The organism is Prescottella sp. GW823-FHT02E09 (assembly GCF_058797375.1).
Genome location: NZ_JBXAJP010000001.1, coordinates 324,045 through 348,175, shown reverse-complemented (window position 1 = coordinate 348,175; position 24,131 = coordinate 324,045). Strand labels below are relative to the sequence as shown.

The following is a 24,131-nucleotide window of genomic DNA, read 5'->3' as shown; positions in this document are numbered from 1 at the left end:
GGTGTGGGCGGTGCCTCATCGCGCGATCGCCCGATCTGCGGGCGAGAGCGAGGCGTCGTCGGCGGCGGACTGCCCGGCGTACCAGCCGTCGGCATCGACGGATCTGCTCCGGGACGCCTTGGTACTCGGGAACAGTCGGTCGAACTCGGCGTCGACGGCCTCCGATCGTGCAGCGAGGACGGGGAGCAGGTCGTCGATGCACACGTCGGCGTCGACCGCGGCCTCTGCGGTGGCCCGGCTGTCGGTCTCCTTGAGGCGCTGCCCGATGCGGACCGCGAACCCGAACAGGAATGCCTTGCGGAACGACGTCGTGCGCGAGCCTGCCGTGTCGTTCGCGCCCGCCGACTGCATCGCCCGGGTGGCCTGGATCAGCAGCGACGTGAACAGGAGGTCGACCTGATCGAGGTCGAGCGGGCTGCCGACGACGGTCGCGATCGCGAACCTGTCGAACCACACCGTGCGAGACCGGTTGGCCTCGCCGATTGCGGTGAGGAGGTGCACCTTCTCGCGGACGTACGGGTTGTCGAGGTGGATGCGCCGACTGGCGACCGCGATGTGGGTACCGGCCGGCCCGGGTTCCTGCAGCAGGGCCGAGCTGATCGCGTAGCGGGTCATGAGCGCCTGGGCCTTGGCTGTGAACGTCTCGGCCTCCTCGACGAAATCGGTGGCCTCCGCCTTGGCCAGCAACCCACGGATCCTGCCCAGCACCTTCGGGTCCGCTGACGGGTTGCGGTCCGTGACGTCGGTGGTCCCCGTACGGGTGCCGGAGCGCGGCCACATCGACGGAGGAGGTCCCAGTTGGGTGAGGCGGGGGAGTTCGAGCCACAGCACGGTGAGCGCGACCCACTCGCGCACCCCGATCTGCCAGCCCACTGCGTCCAGCGCCGCCGCGAACTCGTCGGGGTCGCAGGACGCCGGGAGACCGGCAGCGAACCCGCCCGCTTCGGGGTCGCGGTCGGCGACCTGCTCGAGCTGCGCCCGCCACTCGTGCGGTGCGCGGCCGTCGGTATCCGTCGCGCGAGCGTGGTAGAGCACGGCGACAGCTGCCGTCGGCGCGGTGCCGGAGCCGAGGGCCCGGCGCGTCACATGCATGACGTCCGCGGGCTGCCAGCCCCGCTCGTAGGCATCGGCCAGCGCGGTGATCAGCCCGGCCGCCGACCGCTGCCGGGGCGGCGTGCAGTCGCCGGTCAGGCGATCCCGTGTTCGAAAGTATGTTCTATTGCTCCCCATGGAGTGCAGTGTGCACCAGGGGACCGACAACTTTTGGTGGGCGCTATTCCTCGACCGTCTCCTCGACGTACCGCGGGAACACGCCGACCGGCTTCGGGAGCGGAGTACCTGCGACGATGCGGTTCTCGAGGTCGGTGAACGTGCGGGCGTCGGGGGTCTGCCCCAGGAGGTCGAGAATCTTCTCGGCCGAGCCCGGCATCACCGGCTGGACCAGGATGCCGACGATGCGGACCACCTCGAGCGTGACGTACAGGACCGTCGTCATCCGGGCGGGATCGGTCTTGCGCAGCACCCACGGCTCCTGCTGCGAGAAGTACCGGTTGGTCTCGCCGAGTACGTGCCAGATCGCCTCGAGCCCGAGGTGCAGCGCCTGCACGTCGAACTCGGCGCGGACCTTCGCGAGCAGCGCGTCGGCCTGCGCGAGCAGCGCGCGGTCGTCATCGGTGAGCTCACCCGGCGTCGGCACCTGGGCGTCGCAGTTCTTGGCGACCATCGACAGCGAGCGCTGCGCCAGGTTGCCGAGCTCGTTCGCGAGGTCCGTGTTCATGCGCGTGACGATGGCTTCGTGGCTGTAGCTGCCGTCCTGGCCGTAGGAGATCTCGCGCAGCAGGAAGAAGCGGACCGCGTCGAGGCCGTACTGCTCCACCATCGCGAGCGGGTCGACGACGTTGCCGACCGACTTCGACATCTTCTCGCCCTTGTTGTAGAGGAAGCCGTGCACGAAGACGCGCTGCGGCAGCTCCACACCCGCCGACATCAGGAACGCCGGCCAGTACACGGTGTGGAACCGTGTGATGTCCTTGCCGATGATGTGCAGGTTCGCGGGCCAGTACCGCTTGAACTCGTCCGAATCGGTGTTCGGGAAGCCGGCGCCGGTGAGGTAGTTGGTGAGCGCGTCCACCCACACGTACATGACGTGCGCGGGGTCGCCCGGGACCGGAACGCCCCAGTCGAACGTCGTGCGCGAGATGGACAGATCCTTGAGTCCGCTCTTGACGAAGCTGAGGATCTCGTTCCGGCGCGTGGACGGCGCGATGAAGTCGGGGTTCTCCTCGTACAGCGCGAGGAGACGGTCCTGGTACTTCGAGAGACGGAACGTGTAGTTCGACTCCTCGGTCCACTCGACCGGCGTGCCGGTCTCGGTGGCGATGCGGGTGCCGTCCTCCTGGAGAGTCGTCTCGTCCTCGGCGAAGAACGCCTCGTCGCGCACCGAGTACCAGCCCGAGTACGTGTCGAGGTAGATGTCGCCGGACGCCTCCATCCGCTCCCAGATCGCCTTGCTGGCTTCGAGGTGGTCGGTGTCGGTGGTCCGGATGAACCGGTCGTACGAGATGCCCAGGACCTTGTCCATCGACTGGAAGACGTCCGAGTTCCGCGTCGCGAGGTCGCGGACGTCGATGCCTTCCTTGGCTGCCGTCTGCTGCATCTTCAGGCCGTGCTCGTCGGTGCCGGTCATGAAGAACACGTCGAATCCGTCGAGACGCTTGAAGCGTGCGATCGCGTCCGACGAGATGTACTCGTAGGCGTGCCCGATGTGCGGGGCGCCGTTGGGGTACGCGATCGCGGTCGTCAGATAGAACGGGGGCCGGGAGGGCTGGGCAGGCACAGTCATGGTGCGCCTACTCTATCGGCGTGAGTAAGGATCGTCCCGCCCCGGACCTGCCCGAGCCGCTTTTTCCCCTCGTCGACGCGCACACCCATCTCGACGCGTGTGGTGCGACGGACGCCGCGAGTGTGCGCGAGATCGTCGACCGCGCGGCATCGGTCGGTGTCGAGCGGGTGGTCACGGTGGCCGACGACCTGGACGCCGCTCGGTTCGCGGTCGACGCCGCGAACTGGGACGACCGTGTGTTCGCGGCCGTCGCGATCCACCCGACGCGGGCCAACGTCCTCGACGACGCCACCAAGGCGGAGATCGAGCGTCTGGCATCCGATCCGCGCGTCGTCGCGGTCGGGGAGACCGGCCTGGACCTGTACTGGCCCGGCAAGCTCGACGGCTGCGCAACACTGGAGGAACAGCTCGGAGCTTTCCGATGGCACATCGACCTCGCGAAGCGCCTCGGCAAGCCGTTGATGATCCACAACCGTGAGGCCGACACCGATCTGCTGCGGGCCCTCGAGTCCGAGGGCGCCCCCGACACGGTGATCTTCCACTGCTTCTCGTCCGACGCCACGATGGCGCGGGCCTGCGTCGACGCCGGCTACGTGCTGAGCTTCTCCGGCACCGTCAGCTTCAAGAACGCCAAGGCGCTGCGGGAGGCGGCGCTGCTCGTCCCGACGGACCAGTTGCTCGTCGAAACCGACGCGCCTTATCTCACGCCGCACCCGTTCCGCGGCGCACCCAATCAGTCGTACTGCCTGCCGTACACGTTGCGCGCGCTGGCCGAGGTGCGCGGCGAGGACCCTGTCGAACTAGCCAAGGCCTCGACTGCGACGGCCGAGCGCGTCTACCGGCTCCCCACTCGCGACTGACCTCGGTCGCGTCGTCACTCAGGCCGACGGGGGATTACGCCGCGGCCGGATCTTCGCGTTGGGCAGCGGCGGTGCGGGCAGTCGTGCCACGTCGCCGGCGTAGCCCTCGACGGCTCCGAACTGTTCCGACTCGGCCTCCCACGCGTCACGGTAAGCCTCGATCTCCTCATGGCTGCGGCCGACGAAGTTCCACCACATCACGATTTCCTCGCCGAAGGGTTCGCCGCCGAGCAGCACCACCCGCGCGGGTTCGTCGGTGAGGTTCGTCAGCGTCAGCCGCGACGCCCCGGTGCCGGCGTAGCCGAGGTCGGCCCGGGCAAGATCGACACCGTCGAGGTCCTCGAGCCGCACCGATCCGGTGTCGACGAGGACACCGTGCTCGAACGCCGGATCCACGTCCAGCCGCACCGAGGCTCGCGGTTCGAGGACGAGTTCCGCGCCGAGCAGGGGAGTGAAGGTGTGGACCGGCGAAGACGAACCTGCCAGCGAGCCGAGGAAGACGCGAGCACACCCGCCGTCCAGACCCACGACGGGCGGTACGTAGTGCTCGAAGTTGCGGGGCGCGTCGCGGGAGGCGTCGGGCAGGGCGACCCACAGCTGGACGCCGTGCAGGACCGTCGTCTCGGGGGTCGAGACCTCCGAATGGCAGATGCCGTGTCCGCCGGTCATCAGGTTGACCTCGCCGGGGCGGACCATCGCGTGCACGCCCTTGCTGTCGCGATGCTCGATCTCACCGGTGAACAGCCAGCTGACCGTCTGCAGTCCGGTGTGCGGGTGCGGCGCGACATCCATGCCGCCGGTGCGTGCGACGTCGTCCGGGCCGTAGTGGTCGGCGAAGCACCAGGCGCCGATCAGCGACCGCTGTCGTTGCGGCAGCGTGCGGCGGACGGGCATCGCGCGCGGGCCGCCCAGCGGCACCTCGCGGGAGGAGATGACCTCGAGCAGGGGACCGCCTGAGGGTCCCGGCGTGTCGGGGCCGTGCTCGCACTCGATCTCGACCGGGTGGGTTTCGACGTTGCTCATGCACCCACCCTCCCACCCGCCCTTCCACGCGGTCGCGACACGCCCGGACGGACGTCGTCTTCCACTGGGCCCGTGACCGATTCGTGATCGACCAGCGGCGATTCCGAGATGATTGTCGCAGCGTATGTGCTGATCGACACGTTGTAGTTGCCAGATCACAGCCTCACCGTTACCGTGCTGTGATCGAACCTGTCGTCAGCCTTTGGGACTCCTCGTGTCGCCTTTCGCTCGGATCAACACCGCCAAGTCGCCCCTTCTCTACGTCGTGGTCGCCGCTCTCTTCGCGACCCTGCTCGTCGGTGGCGGATTGGTCGTGACGCAGCACAAGACGGTCACCCTGGACGTCGACGGCGAGACGATCGCGCTCAGCACGCTGCGCTCCGAGGTCGGGTCGGTGCTCGACAGTGCGGGCTACCCGGTCGGTGAGCACGATGTGGTCGCCCCCGGTGCGGACGCCGAGCTGTCCGACGGCGACACCGTCGTGCTGCGGCGCGCTCGCGAGATCGTGTTGACCGTCGACGGCGAGCGCCGCACGGTGTGGTCGACGGCGCTCACCGTCGACGACGCGATGCGCCAGCTGGCCCTCGCCGGAGACGCGTACGTATCGGCGTCGCGCGGTCAGCGCATCCCCCTCGAAGGGCTCGAACTCGACGTCGTCAACGCCAAGACCGTGAAGATCTCCGACGGTGGCGCGCCGCCGGCCGAGGTCCGCGTCGCCGCTCCCACCGTGGGCGAGTTCCTGGCCGCCACGAACGCGGCACTGGAGCAGGCCGACAGTGTCGTCCCGGCGCCCGAGGCGCCGCTCACCGACGGTCTCGAGATCGTCGTCACCCGCAGCCGCTCCGAGACCCGCACCGAGACGCAGCCCGTCGCGGCTCCGGAACACCGCGTCGACGATCCGCAGCTCACCGAGGGCAAGACCGCGGTGGACAACCACGGTGTTCCGGGTGAGCGCACGGTGACCGTGGCCGTCCAGACGGTCAACGGGGTCGAGACGGGACGTCAGGAACTGTCGTCCGCCGTCGTCCGCGAGCCCACCCCGACGGTGGTCCGTGTCGGTACCAAGCCCGCGCCGGCGGTCCCGACCGTCGGCAACGGATCGACGTGGGACGCGATCGCGCAGTGCGAGGCCACCGGCAACTGGGCGATCAACACCGGCAACGGTTACTACGGCGGCCTCCAGTTCAGTCAGAGCACCTGGGCGGCGTACGGCGGAACGCAGTATGCACCGACGGCCGACCGCGCGACTCGCGAGCAGCAGATCGCGGTGGCCGAGAAGGTCCAGGCCGCGCAGGGCTGGGGTGCCTGGCCGTCGTGCACCAGCAAACTAGGTCTCCGGTAAAGGAATCCCGATGTCGCCGCTGTCGAAGATCAACTCGAGTCGCTCACCCGTCCTGTACGGCGTGGTGGCCGCGACCCTCGTGACACTCACGGCCGGTGGTGGCGTCGCCATTGCCCAGCACAAGACGGTGACCGTCGACGTCGACGGCGAACTGGTCAGCGTGGGCACGATGTCGTCCGACGTCAACGGGGCCCTCGCGGCCGCCGGCTACTCGCTGGGTGAGCACGATGTGGTTGCCCCCGCAGCGGATTCGGGCCTGCACGACGGCGACACCGTGGTGCTGCGCCGCGGCCGCGAGGTCGCTCTCACCGTCGATGGCGAACCGCGCACCCTGTGGACGACGGCGCTCACCGTCGACGAGGCCCTGAATCAGTTCCGGCTCGCGGGCGACGTGCACGTGTCGGCGTCGCGCTCGCAGCGCCTGCCGCTCGAGGGTGCGGACCTCGACGTGCTGAACCCGCGCACCGTGAAACTGGTCGACGGAGCCGCCGCCCCGACCGATGTGCGCCTGGCCGCCCCCACGGTGGGCGAGTTCCTCACCGCCCACGGCACCCCGCTCGAGCAGGCGGACACCGTCGTCCCGTCCGCGGAGACCCCGCTCGCGGAGGGCATGGAGGTCACGGTGACCCGTGGCCGGGTCGAGACCCGCGTGATCACCGAACCGGTCGCGCCACCGGAACAGCGTATCGAGGACCCGACGATGAACATGAGTCGCACGGTCGTCGAGAACCCGGGTGCCGCGGGCGTCGCGGACGTCACGTACGAGGTCACCACCGTCAACGGCGTCGAGACGAGCCGCAAGCCGGTCGGGACCGCCGTGACGACCCCGGCGCAGCCGAAGGTCGTGCGAGTGGGCGCCAAGCCGGGCACCGAGGTGCCGCCGGTGCAGAACGGTGCCACGTGGGACGCGCTCGCGCAGTGCGAGGCCACGGGGAACTGGGCCATCAACACCGGCAACGGCTACTACGGGGGCGTGCAGTTCGATCAGAACACGTGGGAGCGGCAGGGCGGCCTCAAGTACGCGCCCCGCGCCGACCTCGCGACCCGCGAGGAGCAGATCGCGATCGCCAGCCGCACGCAGGCGACGCAGGGCTGGGGCGCGTGGCCGTCGTGTACCAGCAAGCTGGGCCTGCGTTGATCGCAGCCCGCGTGCGTTAGGTTCTTCAGGTGTCAGACGCCGTGCCGCCCCCCATCCGCCCACGAGGCCAGGCCGCCCTCCTCGGTCCTGCCGAGGTCCGCGCCCTCGCCGAAGAGTTCGGGGTGCGCCCCACCAAGCAGCTCGGTCAGAACTTCGTGCACGACGCCAACACGGTGCGCCGCATCGTCGCGACCGCCGGAGTCGGCCCGCAGGACAAGGTGCTCGAGGTCGGTCCGGGGCTGGGGTCGTTGACGTTGGCACTGCTCGACGTGGTCGACAAGGTGATCGCCGTCGAGATCGACCCCAAGCTGGCGGCGCGGCTGCCCGCGACGGTCGCGGACCGTGCACCCGAACTCACGGATCGACTCACGGTGGTCGGTGCGGACGCGATGCGGGTGATGCCCGACGACGTCCCGGCCGAGCCCACCGCGTTGGTCGCGAATCTGCCCTACAACGTTGCGGTTCCGGTGCTGTTGCATCTGTTCGCCGAGTTCCCGAGTCTGCGCACCGCGCTGGTGATGGTGCAGGCCGAGGTCGCGGATCGCCTCGCGGCCGTCCCGGGCAACAAGGTGTACGGCGTGCCGAGTGTGAAGGCCAACTTCTTCGGTACCGTCCGACGCGCCGGGCACGTCGGACGCGCGGTGTTCTGGCCGGTGCCGCAGGTCGAGTCCGGTCTGGTGCGGGTCGATCGCTACGAGGACGCGCCGTGGCCGATCGACGCGGATCATCGTCGTAAGGTCTTCGCGGTCATCGACGCGGCGTTCGCGCAGCGGCGCAAGACGCTCCGAGCGGCTCTCGCCGGTTGGGCCGGATCGCCCGCCGAGGCCGAGCGGCGTCTCGTCGCCGCCGGAATCGAGCCGTCGACGCGCGGTGAGAAGCTGGACGCGGCCGCATTCGTGCGGTTGGCATCGGTTCAGCCCTGAGCAGCCCGCACGAACAGGACTGTTACGGAGCGAGATCCCGGGACCCGCTGATCCAACCGGTCTGTTTCGTCGAAGCGGTCTGATCGGCGAGAATGCAACGGTGGTCCGGTGCGTCGGACCATCGGGATCTTCTCCCGGACAATCGATTGCTTCGAGGAATGTGGTTGTGAACAAGGGAATTCGGGCGGTAGTGCGACGGTCCGGCGCCGTCGTGGTCGCGCTTGCGGCATTGACGGTGGCGGGATGCGGGTCCTCGGTCGAGGGGAGTGCCGCAGCGGCCGACGCCACGTCCTCGACGGCGGCGGCGACCTCGTCCTCGGCCCCTGCGTCGGGTCGGGCGGGTAGCGACGGCGGCGGCTCGGTCGACATCGACGTCGAGATCGGCGATTGCGTGCGACTCGGCGGGACGACGGACGACGCGACCATCGACGAAGCGGTCTGCGGCAGTACGGAATCCAACTACCGGGTGGTCGCCAAGGCGGAGAAGAACGCGCAGTGCGCGTCGGACGTCGACCAGGTGTACTACGAGACCAGGTGGGGCAGCGAGCGTGGGGCGCTGTGCCTCGACATCGACTGGGTGATCGGCGGATGCATGAGTCTGCCGGACGGTGAGGACGAGCCGCAGCGCGTCGAGTGTGACGACGTGACCGCCGTGGGTGTCGAGCGCGCGGTCGAGATCATCGAGGGTACGACGGACGTCGAGCAGTGCTCGGAGGGCGGCTTCGTCCACGACGAGCGCCGATTCACGGTGTGCACCGAGACCGTGCGACCGTAGGTCGTGTTCCGTGACGACCGGCCGGGTCCGTGAGGATCCGGCCGGTCGATTCCGTGCCGTACCCCGGAATTCTCACTCAATGGGAACGGGCATTCCGTGCGTTCCGTCGCCGGTTAACGTCTGCGCCAGTGTGTGGCGAGCGTCACACCTGGGTGACTGGAGGGGTGCGTGGGTAGCAGGACGAGGTTCGGCAGGAGCCTGACAGCAGTGATGGTGGCCGGTGCGCTGGCTCTTGCGGGCTGTGCGAGTTCGGAGAGCAGCGGAGAGAGCGGGGACACCCGCACCCCGCCCGCGGTGGGCATGGTCGGGGAGCAGGCCTCGGACACCACGGGGTCGGTGCCGCAGCTGACGTTCAGCGTGCAGGCACTCGCGGCCGTCCTGGACCCGACCAAGACCGCGGCCCGCGGCGGAAGCGGCGGCGACGAACTGGCGGCCGTCTACGACGTCCTGCTGCGCTACGACGGTGACACCAACGAGTACGAGCCACGGCTGGCGCAGTCGTTGACGGCGAACGACGCCGGCACGGTGTGGACGCTGAAGCTCCGCCCGGGTGTGACGTTCAGCGACGGCACGCCGCTCGACGCGAATGCGGTGGTCGCCAGCATCGACCGATACAACAACGGCCGCGGTAACGGCGCTGCCGTGTGGCTCGAGGCCGTCGAATCGACCGCCGCGGTGGATCCTGAGACCGTCGAGTTCCGCCTCCGCACCACGTGGCCGACCTTCCCGTCGATGCTCGCACTGGGGCACGGCATGATCGTCGCCCCCGGCGCCGGTGAGGGCGAGGCCTTCAAGCCGATCGGGGCCGGCCCCTTCGTGCTGGAGCGCTACGCACCCAACGAGGAGCGGGTGCTCGCTGCGCGCGCCGACTACTGGAACGGCAAGCCGAGCGCCGACAAGCTGAAGTTCGTCGCGCTCAGTGGTTCGCGCGAGAATCTCGAGTCGATGAAGACCGACGGCATCGACATCGGCGTCCTGCGGGGCAACCCGGCGGCCATCTACGACGCAATCGACGCCGGCTACCCCGGCTACTTCAGCATCCTCAACAGCGGTGGCGCCGAACTGGTGAACAACCGCGAGGGTCGCCCCGGTGCGGACGTCCGGGTGCGCAAGGCGATCGCGCTCGCGATCGATCCGGAGCTCGTCGGCCAGCGCGGCGACGACGGTATGGGTCTGCCGGGCAAGGCGTTGTTCGACGAGCGTTCGCGTTGGGCCACCGATGTCGACGCGCTGCCGTACGACCCGGACGCCGCACGCAAACTGCTCGACGAGGCCAAGGCCGACGGCTACGACGGCCGGCTCGACTACATCGTGCTGCAGGTGCCCAACGAGCAGGCCATCGGTCTCGCGGTGCAGTCGCTGCTGCAGGCGGTGGGCTTCACCGTGAACATCGTCAACGCGAACAACGCGGGCGACATCGTCAAGCAGGTGTACGTGCAGCACGACTACGACATGGCGCACGCGGGAATCGGCCTGTACGAGTCGATTCCGTTCCTGGGTCTGCAGACGACGCTGGACGGCAGTTCCACGTCGAACTTCGCCGGCTACTCGAACCCGGCCATGGACGCGCTGCTCGACAAGCTGCAGGCGGCGGACGGTGACGATCAGACCCGCAGCGTGCTGGGCGAGATCCAGGCGGAGTGGAACGAGTCGGTTCCGAGCGTGCCGACCAGCTCCGTGATGATCTACGTGTCCTGGCAGAAGGACGTGCACGGGGTGGTCCCGACCGCCACCGGCATCATGCTGCTGGACAAGGCCTGGCGAGGCTGACCTCCGACGACGACGGGGCCCGGCGCGTCTCGATGACGGCGCAGGGCCCCTGTCGTGGGTGGGGTGCGTTCAGCTCGACGGGCGGAACCTCCGCAGTCGCAGGCTGTTGCTGACCACGAACACGCTCGAGAATGCCATCGCGGCACCGGCGAGCATCGGGTTCAGCAGGCCCGCCGCGGCCAGGGGGATCGCGGCCGCGTTGTAGGCGAAGGCCCAGAACAGGTTGACCTTGATGGTGCGAAGCGTCTTGCGCGACAACTCGATAGCGTCGGCCGCCGAGCGGAGGTCACCGCGCACGAGGGTGATGTCGCTGGCCTCGATCGCGACGTCGGTGCCGGTGCCCATCGCCAGACCGAGGTCGGCCTGCGCGAGAGCGGCCGCGTCGTTGACTCCGTCGCCGACCATCGCGACGACCTTGCCGCGGGCCTGCAGGTCCTTGACGGCGTCCACCTTGTCGCCGGGCAGGACCTCGGCGATGACGGTGTCGATCCCGACCTGCGCGGCGACGGTGTGGGCCACGGTCTCGTTGTCGCCGGTGAGCAGGACCGGGGTCAGCCCCAGTTCCTTGAAGCGTCGGACGGCTTCGGCGCTGGTGGCCTTGATCGCGTCGGCGACGACGAACACCGCTCGCGCCTGCCCGTCCCAGCCGGCCGCGATGGCGGTCTGACCGAGCTTCTCGGCATTGCGCTTGGCCTCCGCGAGATCCGCCGACAGATGCTGCGACCAGTCGGCGAGCAGGCTCTCGCGTCCGGCGACCACGGCGTGGCCGTCGACGATGCCTTGCACGCCCTTGCCCTCGACGTTGACGAAGTCCTCGACGCCGGGCAGCGTGCCGACGGTGTCGGCGGCGCCGGCCGCGAGGGCTTGCGCGATCGGGTGCTCGGATGCGTTCTCCAGTGCGCCCACCAGTCTCAGCGCCTGGTCCCGGTCGGTGCCGTCGGTGGTGATCACGTCGACGAGCGTCATCTTGCCGGTGGTGACGGTGCCGGTCTTGTCGAGCACGATGGTGTCGACACCGCGGGTGGTCTCGAGCACCTCCGGCCCCTTGATCAGCACGCCCAGTTGGGCGCCGCGGCCGGTGCCGACGAGCAGCGCCGTCGGAGTCGCCAGGCCCAGAGCACACGGGCACGCGATGATCAGCACCGCGACGGCCGCGGTGAACGCCACCTGCAGCGGGTTGCCGGTGCCGATCCAGTAGCCCAGGGCGGCAACCGAAACCGCGATCGCGATCGGGACGAACACGCCGGAGATGCGGTCGGCCAGCCGCTGCACGGCGGCCTTGCCGTTCTGCGCGTCCTCGACGAGAGCGGCCATCTGGGCCAGCTGGGTGTCGCTGCCGACGCGACGCGCCCGCACCACGAGGCGTCCGCCCGCGTTGACGGTGGCACCGACGACGTCGTCGCCGACGCTCACCTCGACGGGTACCGATTCGCCGGTGAGCATGCTCATGTCGACCGCGGAACTGCCCTCGACGACAACGCCGTCGGTGGCGACTTTCTCGCCGGGGCGGACGACGAACAGGTCGTCGACCCGCAGTTGTTCTGCGGGGATACGGGATTCGACGCCGTCCCGCAGGACCGAGACTTCCTTGGCTCCGAGCTCGAGCAGCGCCCGCAGTGCGGCTCCGGCGGTCCGCTTGGACTTGGCTTCGAAGTACCGTCCGGCGAGGACGAACGTGATCACGCCGGCCGCGACTTCGAGGTAGATGTTCGCAGCGCCGTCCATCCGGTTGATGGTCAGCTCGAAAGCGTGCGTCATGCCGGGGGTACCGGCGGTGCCGAAGAACAGCGCGTACAGCGACCATGCGAACGCCGCCGACGTGCCGAGCGAGATCAGGGTGTCCATCGTCGCGGTGCCGTGGCGCAGGTTGGCCCAGGCGGCGCGGTGGAACGGCAGTCCCGCCCACACGATCACCGGTGCGGCCAGGGTCAGCGAGAGCCACTGCCAGTTGGTGAACTGCAGGGCCGGGATCATCGCCATCGCGATAACGGGGACCGACAGCAGGGCCGAGACGATCAGCCGGGTGCGCAGTGACGCGAGGTCGCGATCGGCCGCGCTAGGACCCTGATCCTCGCCCGTGCCCTGTCCGTCGGCGGTGGGCGGGGTCGGCAGTGTCGCGGTGTAGCCCGCCTTCTCGACGGCGCCGACCAGGTCGTCGGTGCTGACGGAGCCGTCGAAGGTCACCTTCGCCTTCTCGGTGGCGTAGTTGACCGTGGCGGTCACGCCGTCGATCTTGTTGAGTCGCTTCTCGATCCGCGAGGCGCACGAGGCGCACGTCATGCCGCCGATCGCGAGTTCGACGGTGCCGTCACGGCCGGTTGCGAGATCTGCCGTAGTCATCAGTGCCCTCCTTCGTGGCCGTCGGTGGTGGGTGTCGGCTCGGCCGTGGTGCCCACCGGGACGGTGAACTCGGCGGTGCGGACGGTGCCCTCGTGCTGGAAGTCGAGGTACAGCCGGTAGGTGCCGGCGCTCGGCGCCTGCGCGTGGAACGTGACGTCCGGTCCGGGCGCGGTGACGCCGTCACCGGGTTCGCCCTCGGGATGGACGTGCAGGTACGCGAGGTCGCCGGTGCGCAGTGCGACCAGGTGGCCGTATGCGCCGAGGTAGGGGTCGAGGTCGGTGACCGGGACGCCGTCTCGCGAGACTGTCAGCGTGAGCGGTCCGCCGGCGGTGCTGAGGTCGCCGTTCAGGGTGACGGTGTAGCCGTCGACGTTCGCGGTGCGCGACGGCGTCGGCAGCGGCGCCGGTTCGAGGTCGCCGGCGACGTCGACGTTGCGTCCGAGCGTGAGCTGGGCGGGGGCGCCGGTGGCCTGGAAGTCGGCGAACACCCGGTAGGTGCCGCCGGTGGGCCAGGTCCAGTCGATCGACCATGTGCCGTCGGCGCGGAGCGTGGGATGGACGTGCCGGAACTCGCTGGTGTCCGAGCGGACGACGATCAGGTGGAGCTGCTTCTCGTGCAGGTCGTCGTACGCGGTGACCGGGGTGCCGTCGGCGTCCTCGATGCGGAAGTCGAGCGTGCCGGCCTCGCCGGCGCGGGGCGGCGAGGTGATCTCGCCGAGGTTGTAGCCGTCCTGCGAGACCTGCAACCCCGCGGGGACGGCCGCGGCGGTCCCCGCGTCGGCGGCCGCGTGGTTGTCGGTGTGTGTGCTCGTCATGTCGATCGGGCTTCCCGTGACGGCGCCCACGCCGAGGGCCGCGGCGAAGACGACCGCGAGCCCCCCGGTGTAGGCGATGAGCGTGGTGGACGTGCGCATCGGATTCCTCAGATCGGCTGTGCTGTGTAGCCCGCTTCCTCGACCGCGGCGGTGATCGCGGACTCGGGGACGGGCGTGGCGGAGGTGACGGTGAGGCGGCCCGAGGGCAGGTCGACGGTGACGTCGGAGACTCCGGCGACCGCGCCGACCTCCTCCTTGACCGAGGAGACGCAGTGTCCGCAGGTCATTCCCGTGACGGTGTACTCGGCGGTGCTCATGGTGATCTCCTTCTGTGCTACCACTACCCCGTGTGGGTATTGGTCGAACAACTCGAAAGGTACCCCCAGGGGGTATCAAGCGCAAGGGGGCCATTCGAGATGTGCGACACGTCTGGCCCGAGTCAGTGCGTATCGGCGCTGGTTGTGGTTGACTGATGTCGGTCGTAGTTTTTGTGTTTGTGTTAGTCCACGCTCGCAAATCCTGAAGTTGCGGGCGGACGAGGTCTCTCCTGAGAGCGACGTAGCCGCCGAGTAACACCGGCCCGGGAATCCCTGACCTGGAGTTTCCCGAGTTTGCACTGTGTAAGAGGAGAGAAAGAAACATGGCAGAAGGCACCGTGAAGTGGTTCAACGCTGAAAAGGGCTTCGGCTTCATCGCGCCCGACGACGGCTCCGCCGACGTCTTCGTCCACTACTCGGCCATTCAGACCAACGGCTTCCGCACCCTGGAAGAGAACCAGCGCGTGCGCTTCGAGGTCGGCCAGGGCAACAAGGGCCCGCAGGCCACCGACGTCACCGCTGTCTGAGCTGACTCGGATCTGCCCGGCTGAGCCGGGCTGACGACGAGGACGGGGCCCCACTCCTTCGGGAGTGGGGCCCCGTTCCGTGTGTCCGGGCCCTAATCGTCACCTCGGCGTCGAATCGGAAGTAGTGTTCGGCAACCGCGCCCGCGCGACGGAAGGACCGAGGTGACTGCCAACGAGCTCCGCGCACTCAGCGATCGAGCCGAGATCGGTGACGTGCTCCACCGCTACTATCGCGGCGTCGATCGGCGTGATTGGGACCTGGTGCGTTCGTGCTTCTTCGATGACGCCCACAACGACTACGCCCCCTTCTACCAGGGCGGGATCGACGAGTTCATGGACTTCCTCGGTGATCCTGCAGGCTTCGGTCTGTTCGACCGGACGTTCCACTTCGTGGGGAACATGCTGATCGAACTCGCCGGTGACACGGCCGACACCGAGACCTATGTGATGGCGCAGCACACCAGCGCGTCCGACGCCGGCAATCCCACCCGCAACTTCCTGACGGTGTGGCTGCGTTATCTCGACCGGTTCGAGCGCCGGGACGGCCGGTGGGCCGTCGCGGACCGCCGGATCGAGGTCGAGTGGATCCGCAACGACGTCGGTGGCATGTGGATGGACGTGCCCGGTCAGGCGCCGCGGTAGCGTTCGGCGACCAGCGCGTGCCGTTCGGCCCGGCGCCGGCACTCGTCGCGCAACCCGGGCGGATCGAGCACGGTGAAGTCGACGTCGAAGGCGCTGAGCCAGCGTGCGATCGACGGCAGTGAGTCGCCGCCCAGCGCCACCACGCAGCGATGGTCGGGCGCGTCCTCGAGCGTGCCCCACTCGGCATCGACCATCGGGGCGATCTCGTCGATCGGGGCGTGGAGCAGCACGCGCGCCCGGACCTGTGTGATGGCCCGATTGACGCCGCGCGCGACGAACTCGGCGGCGCCCCCGGGTGGCAGTTCGCGCGGCGTGAATCGTGGCCCGGTCGGGATCTTGGGTTCCATGCGGTCGACCCGGAAGGATCTCCAGTCGTCGCGCATCGTGTCCCACGCGACCAGGTACCAGCGCTGCCCGGATCGGACCAGTCGATGCGGCTCGACCTCGCGTCGGCTCTCGCTGCCGTCGTGGGTGCGGTAGTCGAACCTCAAGCGCTCGTGGTTGTGGCACACCGACGCGATCGCCGACAGCACCGAGGCGTCGACGGCGCTCGCGGCCGGCTCCCGGTGCACCACGTCCACCTGCAGTGACTCGAGGCGGTGCCTCAGCCGTGACGGCATCACCTGCCGCAGCTTGGTCAACGCCCGCACCGACGATTCGCCGATCCCGACGACGGACCCCGTCGCGCCGGACTGCAGGCCGAGTGCGACGGCGAGGACCTCGTCGTCGTCGAGCAGCAGTGGCGGCATCTCGGCGCCCGCACCGAGCCGGTAGCCGCCCCCGACGCCCACGGTCGCGTCCACCGGGTAGCCGAGCCCGCGCAGCTTGTCGACGTCCCGCCGGACCGTGCGTGGCGTGATGGCGAGCCGTTCGGCCAGTTCCTCGCCCGACCAGTCCCGGCGGGTCTGGAGCAGGGACAGCAGTCGCAGTAGTCGTGCCGATGTTTCCCGCATGCATCGCAGCATCCCACCGATAGCGGACTGTAGGTGTCCGCAATTGCTCCTAGTTTTCGTGGCGACAGGGAACGAGCCACGAGCAGAGGCAGGAACGATGCACGCGATGATCCGCACTGAGTCGTTGACCAAACGGTTCAAGCAGGGCAAGGACACGGTGGACGCCGTCGTGGACGTCGACCTCGAGGTCGCGGACGGCGAGCTGGTGGCGCTGCTCGGGCCCAACGGCGCCGGCAAGTCGACCACGCTCCGGATGCTGACGACGCTGCTGGCGCCCACGTCGGGTCGGGCGAGGGTCGCGGGCTTCGACGTCACCGTCGACCGCGACGAGGTCCGCCGCCGGATCGGGTACGTCGGGCAGGGCAGCGGGGCCGGTCACAACCAGCGGGTGCGGGACGAGTTGGTGACCCAGGGCCAGTGCTACGACATGACGAAGGCGGCGTCGGGTGCCCGGGCGGACGAACTCCTCGACGCACTGGAACTCGTCGACCTGGCCACGCGGAAGGTGAGCACGCTGTCGGGCGGTCAGCGCCGGCGCCTCGACATCGCGCTCGGACTGGTCCACCGGCCGCCATTGCTGTTCCTCGACGAGCCCACCACCGGCATGGACCCGCAGAGCCGCGCCAACCTGTGGGAGCACATCCTGCGGCTCCGGGCGCAGATGGGCACGACGATCGTGCTCACGACGCACTACCTGGAGGAGGCCGACTCGATGGCCGAGCGGGTGATCGTCATCGACCGCGGCACGGTGATCGCCGACGACACCGCGACCGCCCTGAAGTCCGAACTGGCCGGCGATCTGCTGACGATCGGGCTCGACGACCCGGCGGCGGCGGCCCGGGTCGCGGGCCTCGCGGAAACGCTCGTCACGGTTCGCGCCGTCGAGGCGGCCGGTGCCGGCGTGTCGGTGCGGACGAGTCAGGGCGACGCGACCCTGCCCGAGCTGTTGCGGGTCGCCGAGGAACACGGCGTGCGGGTCGCGACCGCGGAGATCACCCGCCCCACCCTCGACGACGTCTTCCTCGGCCTCACCGGCCGCAGCCTGCGCGAGACCGCTGCGGCGTGACCGCTGATCCCTCGACTCGACCGAATTCCAGACCCGAAGGAGCCTCACTCATGATCGGCATCGTCCGCGACAGCGGCATCGTCATGGCCCGCGAGCTGCGACCCACCCTGCGCGACCCGGTGAGCGTCGTGTTCAGCCTCGCCCAGCCGTTGATCCTGCTCGCCCTGTTCGGTCCACTGCTGAAGAGCGTTCCCGGGATGGAGGAGAGCGTGTGGAACTGGTTCATCCCCGGCGTGCTGGTGATGATCGCGATCTTCGGCACCTCGATGACCGGCTCGAACCTGCTGATGGAGATGCAGCAGGGCTCGCACGAGCGGATGCTGGTGACGCCGCTGCACCGGTCGTCGCTGCTGATCGGGAGGGCCGCGAAGGAGATGGTTCCACTTGCCGCACAGGCGATCCTGATCATCCTGGTGGCTCTGCCGCTCGGCCTGGACGTCGATCCGCTCGGCGCAGTGATCGGCATCGTGCTGCTCGGTGTCTTCGGTGTGGGGCTCGGCGCGCTGTCCTATGCGCTCGCGCTGGCGGTCCGGGACCAGGACTGGATGTTCTGGGTGGTGCAGCAGACGTTGATGTTCCCGATGCTGATCCTGTCGGGCACGATGCTGCCGCTCGACGACGCCCCGGGGTGGATGCGTGCCCTGGTCGCGATCAACCCGTTGGGCTACGTGGTGGACGCGGAGCGGGCCCTGTTCGCGGGCGATCTCGCGTCCGGAGCCGTGCTGTCCGGGGTGGTCGCGGCGGTCACCGTGGCGGTCGTGGGGCTGGGTATCGGCGTCCGGTCCGTGCGATAGGCGGAAGTGCCGTCTGAGGTGCGTTTTCGTGACCCCGCGCCGAGCGCCTATTGTTGGAAATTGTGCTTTCCGTCGTCCCACGCCCCGTCACGGTCCGGGCCCCGTCCAAGGTCAATCTGCACCTTGCCGTCGGCGACCTGCGCGAGGACGGCTATCACGAACTCAGCACGGTCTTCCAGGCGCTCTCGCTCAGCGACGACCTCTCGGTGGTGCCCGCGGACGCCCTGACCGTCCGGGTGCGCGGAGAGGGCGCGGTGGCGGTGCCGACCGACCACACGAACCTGGTGTGGAAGGCGGCGGAGCTGCTGGCCGCCGAGGCCGGCATCGCGCCCGACGTGGAGATCTCGATCGTCAAGGGCATCCCCGTGGCCGGCGGGATGGCGGGCGGCAGCGCCGACGCGGCCGCCGCGCTGGTGGCGCTCGACCAGTTGTGGGGTCTGGGCCTGAGCCGCGACGAGCTGAGCGGATTCGCCGCCCGGCTGGGTAGCGACGTCCCCTTCTCCCTGCACGGGGGGACCGCGGTCGGCACCGGCCGGGGTGAGAAGTTGCTGCCGGTGCTCTCCCGCAACACGTTCCACTGGGTGCTGGCGCTCGCGAAGGGCGGGCTGTCGACGCCGACGGTGTTCCGTGAACTCGACCGCCTGCGCGTGGAGGGCGATCCGCCGCGGGTCGGTGACGTCGCGGACCTGATGCGTGCGCTCGCGACCGGCGATGCGGCGGCGTTGGCGCCGCTGCTCGGCAACGACCTGCAGGCGGCGGCGCTGTCGCTGGCCCCCGACCTCCGCCGTACTCTCCGCGCCGGTGTCACCGCGGGCGCCCTCGCCGGGATCGTGTCGGGCTCCGGCCCGACATGTGCGTTCCTGTGCGAGGACGCCGACGCGGCCGTCGCGGTGGGTGCGGAACTCTCGGGTGCGGGAGTGTGCCGCACCGTACGCGTCGCGAGTGGGCCCGTGCCCGGCGCGCGCGTGATCGACCCCGAGCCGGAAGAAGGCAGCCACTGATGGCGAATTTGATCAATCTCGAACAGGTTTCGAAGTCCTTCGGCATCAAGCCGCTGCTCGATTCCGTCTCGCTCGGCGTGCAGGAAGGTGAGCGCATCGGAGTCGTCGGCCTCAACGGCGGCGGCAAGACCACGATGCTCGAGGTGCTCGCCGGCATCGAGGAACCCGACTCCGGCCGGGTCAGCCGCGTCGGCGGGTTGCGGATGGCGGTCGTCACCCAGCGCGGTGTCCTGCCCGCGGGGTCGACGGTCGGTGACGTGGTCCTCGGACCGCTCGGCGTCGCGGACCACGAGTGGGCGGGCGACGCGCGGATCCGCAGCATCCTCGCCGGCATCGGTATCGACAACCTCGGCCTCGACGCCGGGGTCGACGGGCTCTCCGGTGGTGAGCGGCGGCGTGTCGCGCTGGCCGCGGCGCTGGTGCAGGACCTCGATCTGCTTGTGCTCGACGAGCCCACCAACCACCTCGACGTCGAGGGCGTGCAGTGGCTCGCCGAGCACCTGGTGTCGCGGCGCTCGGCTCTGGTCGTCGTCACCCACGACCGCTGGTTCCTGGACACCGTCGCGACCCGCACGTGGGAGGTTGTGGGCGGCAAGGTCGAGAGCTACGAGGGCGGCTACAACGACTGGATCTTCGCTCGCGCCGAACGCGCCCGGCAGGCCGACGCCGCTGAGGAGCGGCGACAGAACCTGGCCCGCAAGGAACTCGCGTGGCTGCGGCGCGGTCCGCAGGCCCGCACGTCCAAGCCGAAGTACCGGGTCGAGGCGGCCGAGGCGTTGATCGCCGACGTCCCCGCTCCGCGTGACAGCATCGCGCTGGCGTCGTTCGCGAAGCGGCGGCTGGGCCGGGTCGTCGTCGAACTCGAGGACGCCGAGCTGACCACCCCGGACGGCCGCGAACTGGTCCACGACCTCACGTGGCGGCTCGCCCCGGGCGAGCGTGTCGGCCTGGTCGGCGTCAACGGCTCCGGAAAGACGACGCTGCTGCGAACGCTCGCGGGCGAACTGGAACCGGCGTCCGGCAAGCGGATCCAGGGCCAGACCGTGAAGATCGGGTGGCTGCGCCAGGAACTCGACGACCTGCCGACCGACATGCGTGTCCTCGATGCCGTCAAGGACGTCGCTGAGCGGATCACGCTGGGGGACAAGGATATCTCGGCCGGCCAGCTGGCCGAGCGACTCGGTTTCGCGCCGGCCCGGCAGCGCACGCCGGTCGGCGACCTGTCCGGCGGCGAGCGGCGCCGGCTGCAGCTCACCCGTGTCCTGATGGCCGAGCCCAACGTGCTGCTGCTCGACGAGCCCACCAACGACCTCGACATCGACACCCTGCAGCAGCTCGAGGATCTGCTCGACGGCTGGGCCGGCACGATGGTCGTCATCTCCCACGACCGCTACCTCATCGAGCGGATCTGTGACACGACGTGGGCGTTGTTCGGGGACGGCAAGTTGACCAACCTGCCCGGCGGCATCGAGGAGTATCTGCGCCGGCGCGCGATCCTGGCCCAGAAGCCGGAGAACGTGGCGCAGTCGGTGGCGTCCACCGCGGGGGCGTCCGCGCCGAGGGCGGCCCGCGACGGTGCCGCCGATCGGGCGGCCCGCAAGGAACTCTCGCGGCTCGAGCGCGCCGTCGCCAAGCTCGACGAACGAGAGGCGAAGCTGCACGCCCAGTTGGCGGAGGCGGCGACGGATCCGGCGAAGCTGATGGCGCTCGACGCCGAGCTCAAGCAGGTGGTGGCCGAGAAGGAGGCCACGGAGGAGCAGTGGATGGAGCTCGCTGCCGAGCTCGACTGAGACGCGGCGGTGTAGCTGCCCGGCAACGATAATCGCACTACGGACCCCATAAGTCCGTGGTGACGGTTAGCCTGCACTTGTACCGTACGGGTTCGGGCGGAGGGCGGGCAGCGTGGATCTGGAGGCGATAGCCGAGATCGGTCGGCTCAAGTACCGATACGTGCGTGCCCTCGACACCAAGTCGTGGGTCGACTTCGCCGACACTCTCCTGCCCGACGCCACGGCCACGTATGCCGAGCACCTGCGGTTCGATTCGCGGGACGCGTTCGTGTCCTTCCTGCAGGACACCCTCGGTCCGCACGTGATCACCGAGCACCACTGCGGGCACCCCGAGATCGACGTGAGCGGCGACACCGCGACCGGAATCTGGTACCTGTCCGACACCGTCGTGGTGCCGGGCGACCAGATGATGATGCACGGCGCGGCCTTCTACCAGGACAGTTACCGGCGGGACGCCGCCGGCCGGTGGAAGATCGCGAGCACCGCGTACGAGCGCACGTACGAGTCGGTGTACTCGCTCGCGGACATGCCGAGCTTCCGTCTCACGTCGAACCGGTGGGCCCTCATCGGGTCGCCACAGTCCGGAACGGCGTCCGGGATCGTGCCGTGACGGATCTGCCCGCCGCCGGTGCTCTGCCGTACCTCACGGTGCGCGGGGCGGGCCGGGCGATCGAGTGGTACCGGAAGGCGTTCGGCGCCGAGTTGGTCGGCGAGCCGATCGTGATGGACGACGGTCGGATCGGGCACGCCGAGCTGCGGTTCCAGTCCGGGATGATCTATCTCGCCGAGGAGTTCCCGGAGATGGGGCTCAGCGCGCCCGAATCGGGTGCCACGTCGGTCAGTCTGATGCTGCCCGTCGACGACACCGACGCGGTGCTCGAACGGGCCCACGACGCCGGCGGCACGGTGGAGCGGTGGATCTCGGAGAACCACGGCCGCCGTAACGCGACGTTGATAGACCCGTTCGGGCACCGCTGGATGCTGTCGGGTCCGATCAAGAACTGACGGATTCGCGGGGGTCCGGTCGCGGGACCGGTCGGCTGGCCCGCACCAGGGTTTCCTTGGAGAGGAAGACCGCCAGGGCGGACAGTGCGATGAGCCCGATGAAGTACCAGGCGATGTTGTCCGTGCCGCCGCCGTTCCCGAGTCCGATGAGCCAGTTCGCCATGAGCGGCGCCGTCCCGGCGCCGATGACGGAGCCGAACTGGAAGGTCAGGGAGACACCGGTATAGCGGTCCTGCGTCTCGAACTTCTCGGCGAGGAAGGCGCCGATGGGGCCGTACATCGATGCTTGGATGATCGGATTACCCACCAGGAAGCCGACCGCGACCAGCCAGTAGCTGTCGGAGTTGAACAGCGCGAACATCGGGAAGACGAGCACGACGGAGACCAGGCCACCGAAGAGCATCACCGGACGCCGTCCGTATCGATCCGAGAGCCAGGCGAAGAAGGGGATCGCGAAGATGTGCACGACGCTGGAGAAGGTGAGCATGTAGAGGGCGTCCTGGCGCGGCACCACACCCTGGGCCGCGACGTACGGAACGACCCAGACGGCGAGCAGGGCCTGCATGAACAGCGGTCCGGCCGTGGCCAGGATCCCGTACACGGTCGACGCCGGGTACTTCTTCAGGACGCGGAGGATCGGCGTGCCGGTGTGCACGTCGCCGGCCGCCCGCGCCTTGGCGAAGTCCGGGGACTCCGTCACGCGATAGCGCATGAAGAGGCCGACGATCACCAAGGCCGCGGAGAGGAGGAACGGTACGCGCCAGCCCCAACTGAGGAACTGCTCGTCCGGAAGCCCCGCGAACAGGGCCAGGATCAGAGTCGCGAGGACGGACCCGGTGGGACCGCCGGTGACGGCGATCGAGGCGGCGAAGCCGCGACGATCCTGCTTCACGTGTTCGGCGGCCATCAGGGTGGCGCCCGCCCACTCGCCGCCGACGGCCAGGCCCTGGATGACGCGGAGGGTGACCAGGATCAGCGGGGCGGCCACGCCGATCGTCGCGTAGGTCGGCATGAGGCCGATCGCGACCGACACGAGCCCCATCATCAGCAAGGTGATGACGAGGATGTTCTTGCGCCCGAACTTGTCGCCGAAGTGCCCGAAGAGGATGCCGCCGATCGGGCGCGAGATGTATCCGGCGAGCAGGATGATGAACGAGAGTGTCGACCCCAGCACCGGATCCATCGTTTCCGGGAAGAACAGCGCCGGGAACACCAATCCTGCGGCGGCGCCGTAGAGCAGGAAATCGTAGTACTCGACCGTCGATCCCAGAAAGCTCGAGACCAGCGCGCGACGCGAATCCTTCGGTGAGGGATCCGTGTGCGCGGCGTGCGGAAGATGCATAGCACTCCTTCGATGTGGCTACGTCAGTCGACGAATCCACAGGGTCGGCTGTGTGGCGCATCACAGCAATCGAGCGTGCCGCAGGGTGGCACGCGCGGGTGGGCGACTAGGGTTCCGCGTATGTCCGCCAGGCAGATCCGCGCGTCGTATCCGGACGCCCGTAGTTGGATCCGGGCCATTCCCGGTGCGTCGGCCACCGCGCCCGCCACCGGACTCCCGATGCCCGGCGCCACGGGCGCCGCCGCGCTGCCCGCCGACCCGGTGGCCCTGTTCCTGGACTGGCTCGAGGAGGCTGTCGTGGCCGGCGTGGTCGAACCGCACGTCGCGACGCTGTCGACGGTGGACGAGGCGGGCGCGCCCGATGCCCGCACGCTGCTGCTCAAGGACGTCACCGAGGCGGGATGGTGGTTCTCGTCCGATCGGCGTTCGCCCAAGGCGCGGCAACTGGACGCTGATCCGGTTGCGGCGCTGACCTTCTACTGGCGGGAGCAGGGCCGTCAGGTGCGGGTGCGGGGTTCGGTGGTGCGCGGCGACGCGGACGTCAGCGCGCGGGACTTCCTGGAGCGTTCGGTGACGGCGCGTGCGGTGGCCGCGGCGAGCCGGCAGAGCGAGATCCTCACCGATGTCGCGGAATACGACGCCGCGGTGCGGGAGTCGGTGGCCGAGGTGGAGGCCGATCCGTCCTACGTCGAGGACACCTGGCAGGCTTGGTGTCTGGTCCCGGAGACGGTGGAGTTCTGGCACGCCGATCCGGGCCGCCGGCACCTGCGGGTGCGGTACCGGCGCAGCCTGGAAGTCGAGGGTGTGAGCTGGGCCCGTGACGCGCTGTGGCCGTGAACCGATCGAGAAGAACATAAGGAGGTCCG

Annotated in this window: 23 protein-coding genes; 15 read left to right on the top strand and 8 right to left on the bottom strand. The window is 69.3% G+C overall.

The window, feature by feature from the left end:
• Positions 1 to 15 precede the first annotated feature (15 nt).
• Together AC1RIF_RS01665 and metG are read right to left on the bottom strand one after the other, a co-directional pair.
• Positions 16 to 1,230: a DUF2786 domain-containing protein gene (locus AC1RIF_RS01665; RefSeq protein ID WP_492599632.1), complete on the bottom strand. Its 1,215-nt coding sequence runs from the start codon at positions 1,228 to 1,230 to the stop codon at positions 16 to 18.
• A gap of 43 nt (positions 1,231 to 1,273) precedes the next feature.
• The gene (gene metG, locus AC1RIF_RS01660; protein ID WP_492599631.1) at positions 1,274 to 2,842 is read right to left on the bottom strand and encodes a methionine--tRNA ligase; all 1,569 of its coding nucleotides are present in this window, start codon (positions 2,840 to 2,842) and stop codon (positions 1,274 to 1,276) included.
• A 20-nt stretch (positions 2,843 to 2,862) separates the two neighbouring features.
• On the opposite strand from metG, the gene AC1RIF_RS01655 reads away from it, so the two are divergent.
• On the top strand, positions 2,863 to 3,702 hold the full coding sequence (locus AC1RIF_RS01655; protein ID WP_492599630.1) for a TatD family hydrolase: 840 nt from the start codon (positions 2,863 to 2,865) through the stop codon (positions 3,700 to 3,702).
• A gap of 18 nt (positions 3,703 to 3,720) precedes the next feature.
• On the opposite strand, the gene AC1RIF_RS01650 is transcribed toward AC1RIF_RS01655, so the two are convergent.
• Positions 3,721 to 4,725, bottom strand: coding sequence for a pirin family protein (locus tag AC1RIF_RS01650; RefSeq protein ID WP_492599629.1), 1,005 nt, complete (start codon positions 4,723 to 4,725; stop codon positions 3,721 to 3,723).
• Between the two features lie 214 nt (positions 4,726 to 4,939).
• Between AC1RIF_RS01650 and AC1RIF_RS01645 the strand changes: the two genes are divergently transcribed.
• From AC1RIF_RS01645 to AC1RIF_RS01625, 5 genes are all read left to right on the top strand, one after another.
• Positions 4,940 to 6,067 (top strand): resuscitation-promoting factor, encoded by a 1,128-nt coding sequence (locus AC1RIF_RS01645; protein ID WP_492599628.1) that lies wholly within the window; start codon positions 4,940 to 4,942, stop codon positions 6,065 to 6,067.
• A gap of 10 nt (positions 6,068 to 6,077) precedes the next feature.
• On the top strand, positions 6,078 to 7,205 hold the full coding sequence (locus tag AC1RIF_RS01640) for a resuscitation-promoting factor (RefSeq protein WP_492599627.1): 1,128 nt from the start codon (positions 6,078 to 6,080) through the stop codon (positions 7,203 to 7,205).
• Between the two features lie 29 nt (positions 7,206 to 7,234).
• Complete coding sequence (rsmA, locus tag AC1RIF_RS01635) at positions 7,235 to 8,128, top strand: 16S rRNA (adenine(1518)-N(6)/adenine(1519)-N(6))-dimethyltransferase RsmA (protein ID WP_492599626.1); 894 nt, start codon at positions 7,235 to 7,237, stop codon at positions 8,126 to 8,128.
• Positions 8,129 to 8,288: 160 nt separating this feature from the next.
• Entirely contained in the window at positions 8,289 to 8,903 is a 615-nt protein-coding gene (lppU, locus tag AC1RIF_RS01630) for an LppU family putative lipoprotein (RefSeq protein WP_492599625.1), read from the top strand.
• Between the two features lie 168 nt (positions 8,904 to 9,071).
• Positions 9,072 to 10,673: an ABC transporter substrate-binding protein gene (locus AC1RIF_RS01625; RefSeq protein WP_492599624.1), complete on the top strand. Its 1,602-nt coding sequence runs from the start codon at positions 9,072 to 9,074 to the stop codon at positions 10,671 to 10,673.
• 69 nt (positions 10,674 to 10,742) lie between these two features.
• Here the strand turns inward: AC1RIF_RS01625 and AC1RIF_RS01620 are convergent, their stop codons facing one another.
• Genes AC1RIF_RS01620 through AC1RIF_RS01610 form a run of 3 tightly spaced genes read right to left on the bottom strand, consistent with a single transcriptional unit; the run spans position 10,743 to position 14,145 of the window.
• A complete protein-coding gene (locus AC1RIF_RS01620) occupies positions 10,743 to 13,013 on the bottom strand; it encodes a heavy metal translocating P-type ATPase (RefSeq protein ID WP_492599623.1) in 2,271 nt (756 codons plus the stop codon).
• Positions 13,013 to 13,927 (bottom strand): DUF8832 domain-containing protein, encoded by a 915-nt coding sequence (locus AC1RIF_RS01615; RefSeq protein ID WP_492599622.1) that lies wholly within the window; start codon positions 13,925 to 13,927, stop codon positions 13,013 to 13,015. Before AC1RIF_RS01615 ends, AC1RIF_RS01620 begins: the two co-directional genes overlap by 1 nt.
• Before the next feature lie 8 nt (positions 13,928 to 13,935).
• Positions 13,936 to 14,145, bottom strand: a complete 210-nt coding sequence (locus AC1RIF_RS01610) for a heavy-metal-associated domain-containing protein (protein ID WP_492599621.1) — start codon at positions 14,143 to 14,145, stop codon at positions 13,936 to 13,938.
• 323 nt (positions 14,146 to 14,468) lie between these two features.
• Here AC1RIF_RS01610 and cspE point away from each other — a divergent pair, with 323 nt between their 5' ends.
• Positions 14,469 to 14,672, top strand: a complete 204-nt coding sequence (gene cspE, locus AC1RIF_RS01605) for a transcription antiterminator/RNA stability regulator CspE (protein WP_031940068.1) — start codon at positions 14,469 to 14,471, stop codon at positions 14,670 to 14,672.
• 162 nt (positions 14,673 to 14,834) lie between these two features.
• The gene (locus tag AC1RIF_RS01600) at positions 14,835 to 15,314 is read left to right on the top strand and encodes a nuclear transport factor 2 family protein (protein ID WP_492599620.1); all 480 of its coding nucleotides are present in this window, start codon (positions 14,835 to 14,837) and stop codon (positions 15,312 to 15,314) included.
• On the opposite strand, the gene AC1RIF_RS01595 is transcribed toward AC1RIF_RS01600, so the two are convergent.
• Positions 15,299 to 16,267 carry a helix-turn-helix transcriptional regulator gene (locus AC1RIF_RS01595; protein ID WP_492599619.1) on the bottom strand — a complete coding sequence of 323 codons (969 nt, stop codon included), beginning with the start codon at positions 16,265 to 16,267 and terminating at the stop codon, positions 15,299 to 15,301. The two genes, AC1RIF_RS01600 and AC1RIF_RS01595, sit on opposite strands and share 16 nt — an antisense overlap.
• 106 nt (positions 16,268 to 16,373) lie before the next feature.
• Between AC1RIF_RS01595 and AC1RIF_RS01590 the strand changes: the two genes are divergently transcribed.
• The 6 genes from AC1RIF_RS01590 to AC1RIF_RS01565 all read left to right on the top strand — a co-directional run bounded on the left by AC1RIF_RS01590 (position 16,374) and on the right by AC1RIF_RS01565 (position 21,923).
• Positions 16,374 to 17,333, top strand: a complete 960-nt coding sequence (locus AC1RIF_RS01590; RefSeq protein ID WP_492599618.1) for an ATP-binding cassette domain-containing protein — start codon at positions 16,374 to 16,376, stop codon at positions 17,331 to 17,333.
• Positions 17,334 to 17,383: 50 nt separating this feature from the next.
• Positions 17,384 to 18,127, top strand: a complete 744-nt coding sequence (locus AC1RIF_RS01585) for an ABC transporter permease (RefSeq protein WP_492599617.1) — start codon at positions 17,384 to 17,386, stop codon at positions 18,125 to 18,127.
• Between the two features lie 62 nt (positions 18,128 to 18,189).
• Positions 18,190 to 19,128 (top strand): 4-(cytidine 5'-diphospho)-2-C-methyl-D-erythritol kinase, encoded by a 939-nt coding sequence (locus tag AC1RIF_RS01580; RefSeq protein WP_492599616.1) that lies wholly within the window; start codon positions 18,190 to 18,192, stop codon positions 19,126 to 19,128.
• A complete protein-coding gene (locus AC1RIF_RS01575) occupies positions 19,128 to 20,918 on the top strand; it encodes an ABC-F family ATP-binding cassette domain-containing protein (protein ID WP_492599615.1) in 1,791 nt (596 codons plus the stop codon). The genes AC1RIF_RS01580 and AC1RIF_RS01575 overlap by 1 nt, the downstream gene beginning before the upstream one ends.
• Positions 20,919 to 21,030: 112 nt before the next feature.
• A complete protein-coding gene (locus tag AC1RIF_RS01570; protein WP_492599614.1) occupies positions 21,031 to 21,528 on the top strand; it encodes a nuclear transport factor 2 family protein in 498 nt (165 codons plus the stop codon).
• Positions 21,525 to 21,923: a VOC family protein gene (locus tag AC1RIF_RS01565; protein WP_492599613.1), complete on the top strand. Its 399-nt coding sequence runs from the start codon at positions 21,525 to 21,527 to the stop codon at positions 21,921 to 21,923. The genes AC1RIF_RS01570 and AC1RIF_RS01565 overlap by 4 nt, the downstream gene beginning before the upstream one ends.
• Here the strand turns inward: AC1RIF_RS01565 and AC1RIF_RS01560 are convergent.
• The gene (locus tag AC1RIF_RS01560; RefSeq protein WP_492599612.1) at positions 21,913 to 23,265 is read right to left on the bottom strand and encodes an MFS transporter; all 1,353 of its coding nucleotides are present in this window, start codon (positions 23,263 to 23,265) and stop codon (positions 21,913 to 21,915) included. The genes AC1RIF_RS01565 and AC1RIF_RS01560 overlap by 11 nt on opposite strands.
• A gap of 120 nt (positions 23,266 to 23,385) precedes the next feature.
• On the opposite strand from AC1RIF_RS01560, the gene AC1RIF_RS01555 reads away from it, so the two are divergent.
• Positions 23,386 to 24,102, top strand: a complete 717-nt coding sequence (locus AC1RIF_RS01555) for a pyridoxine/pyridoxamine 5'-phosphate oxidase (RefSeq protein ID WP_492599611.1) — start codon at positions 23,386 to 23,388, stop codon at positions 24,100 to 24,102.
• The last annotated feature ends 29 nt before the right edge of the window (positions 24,103 to 24,131 follow it).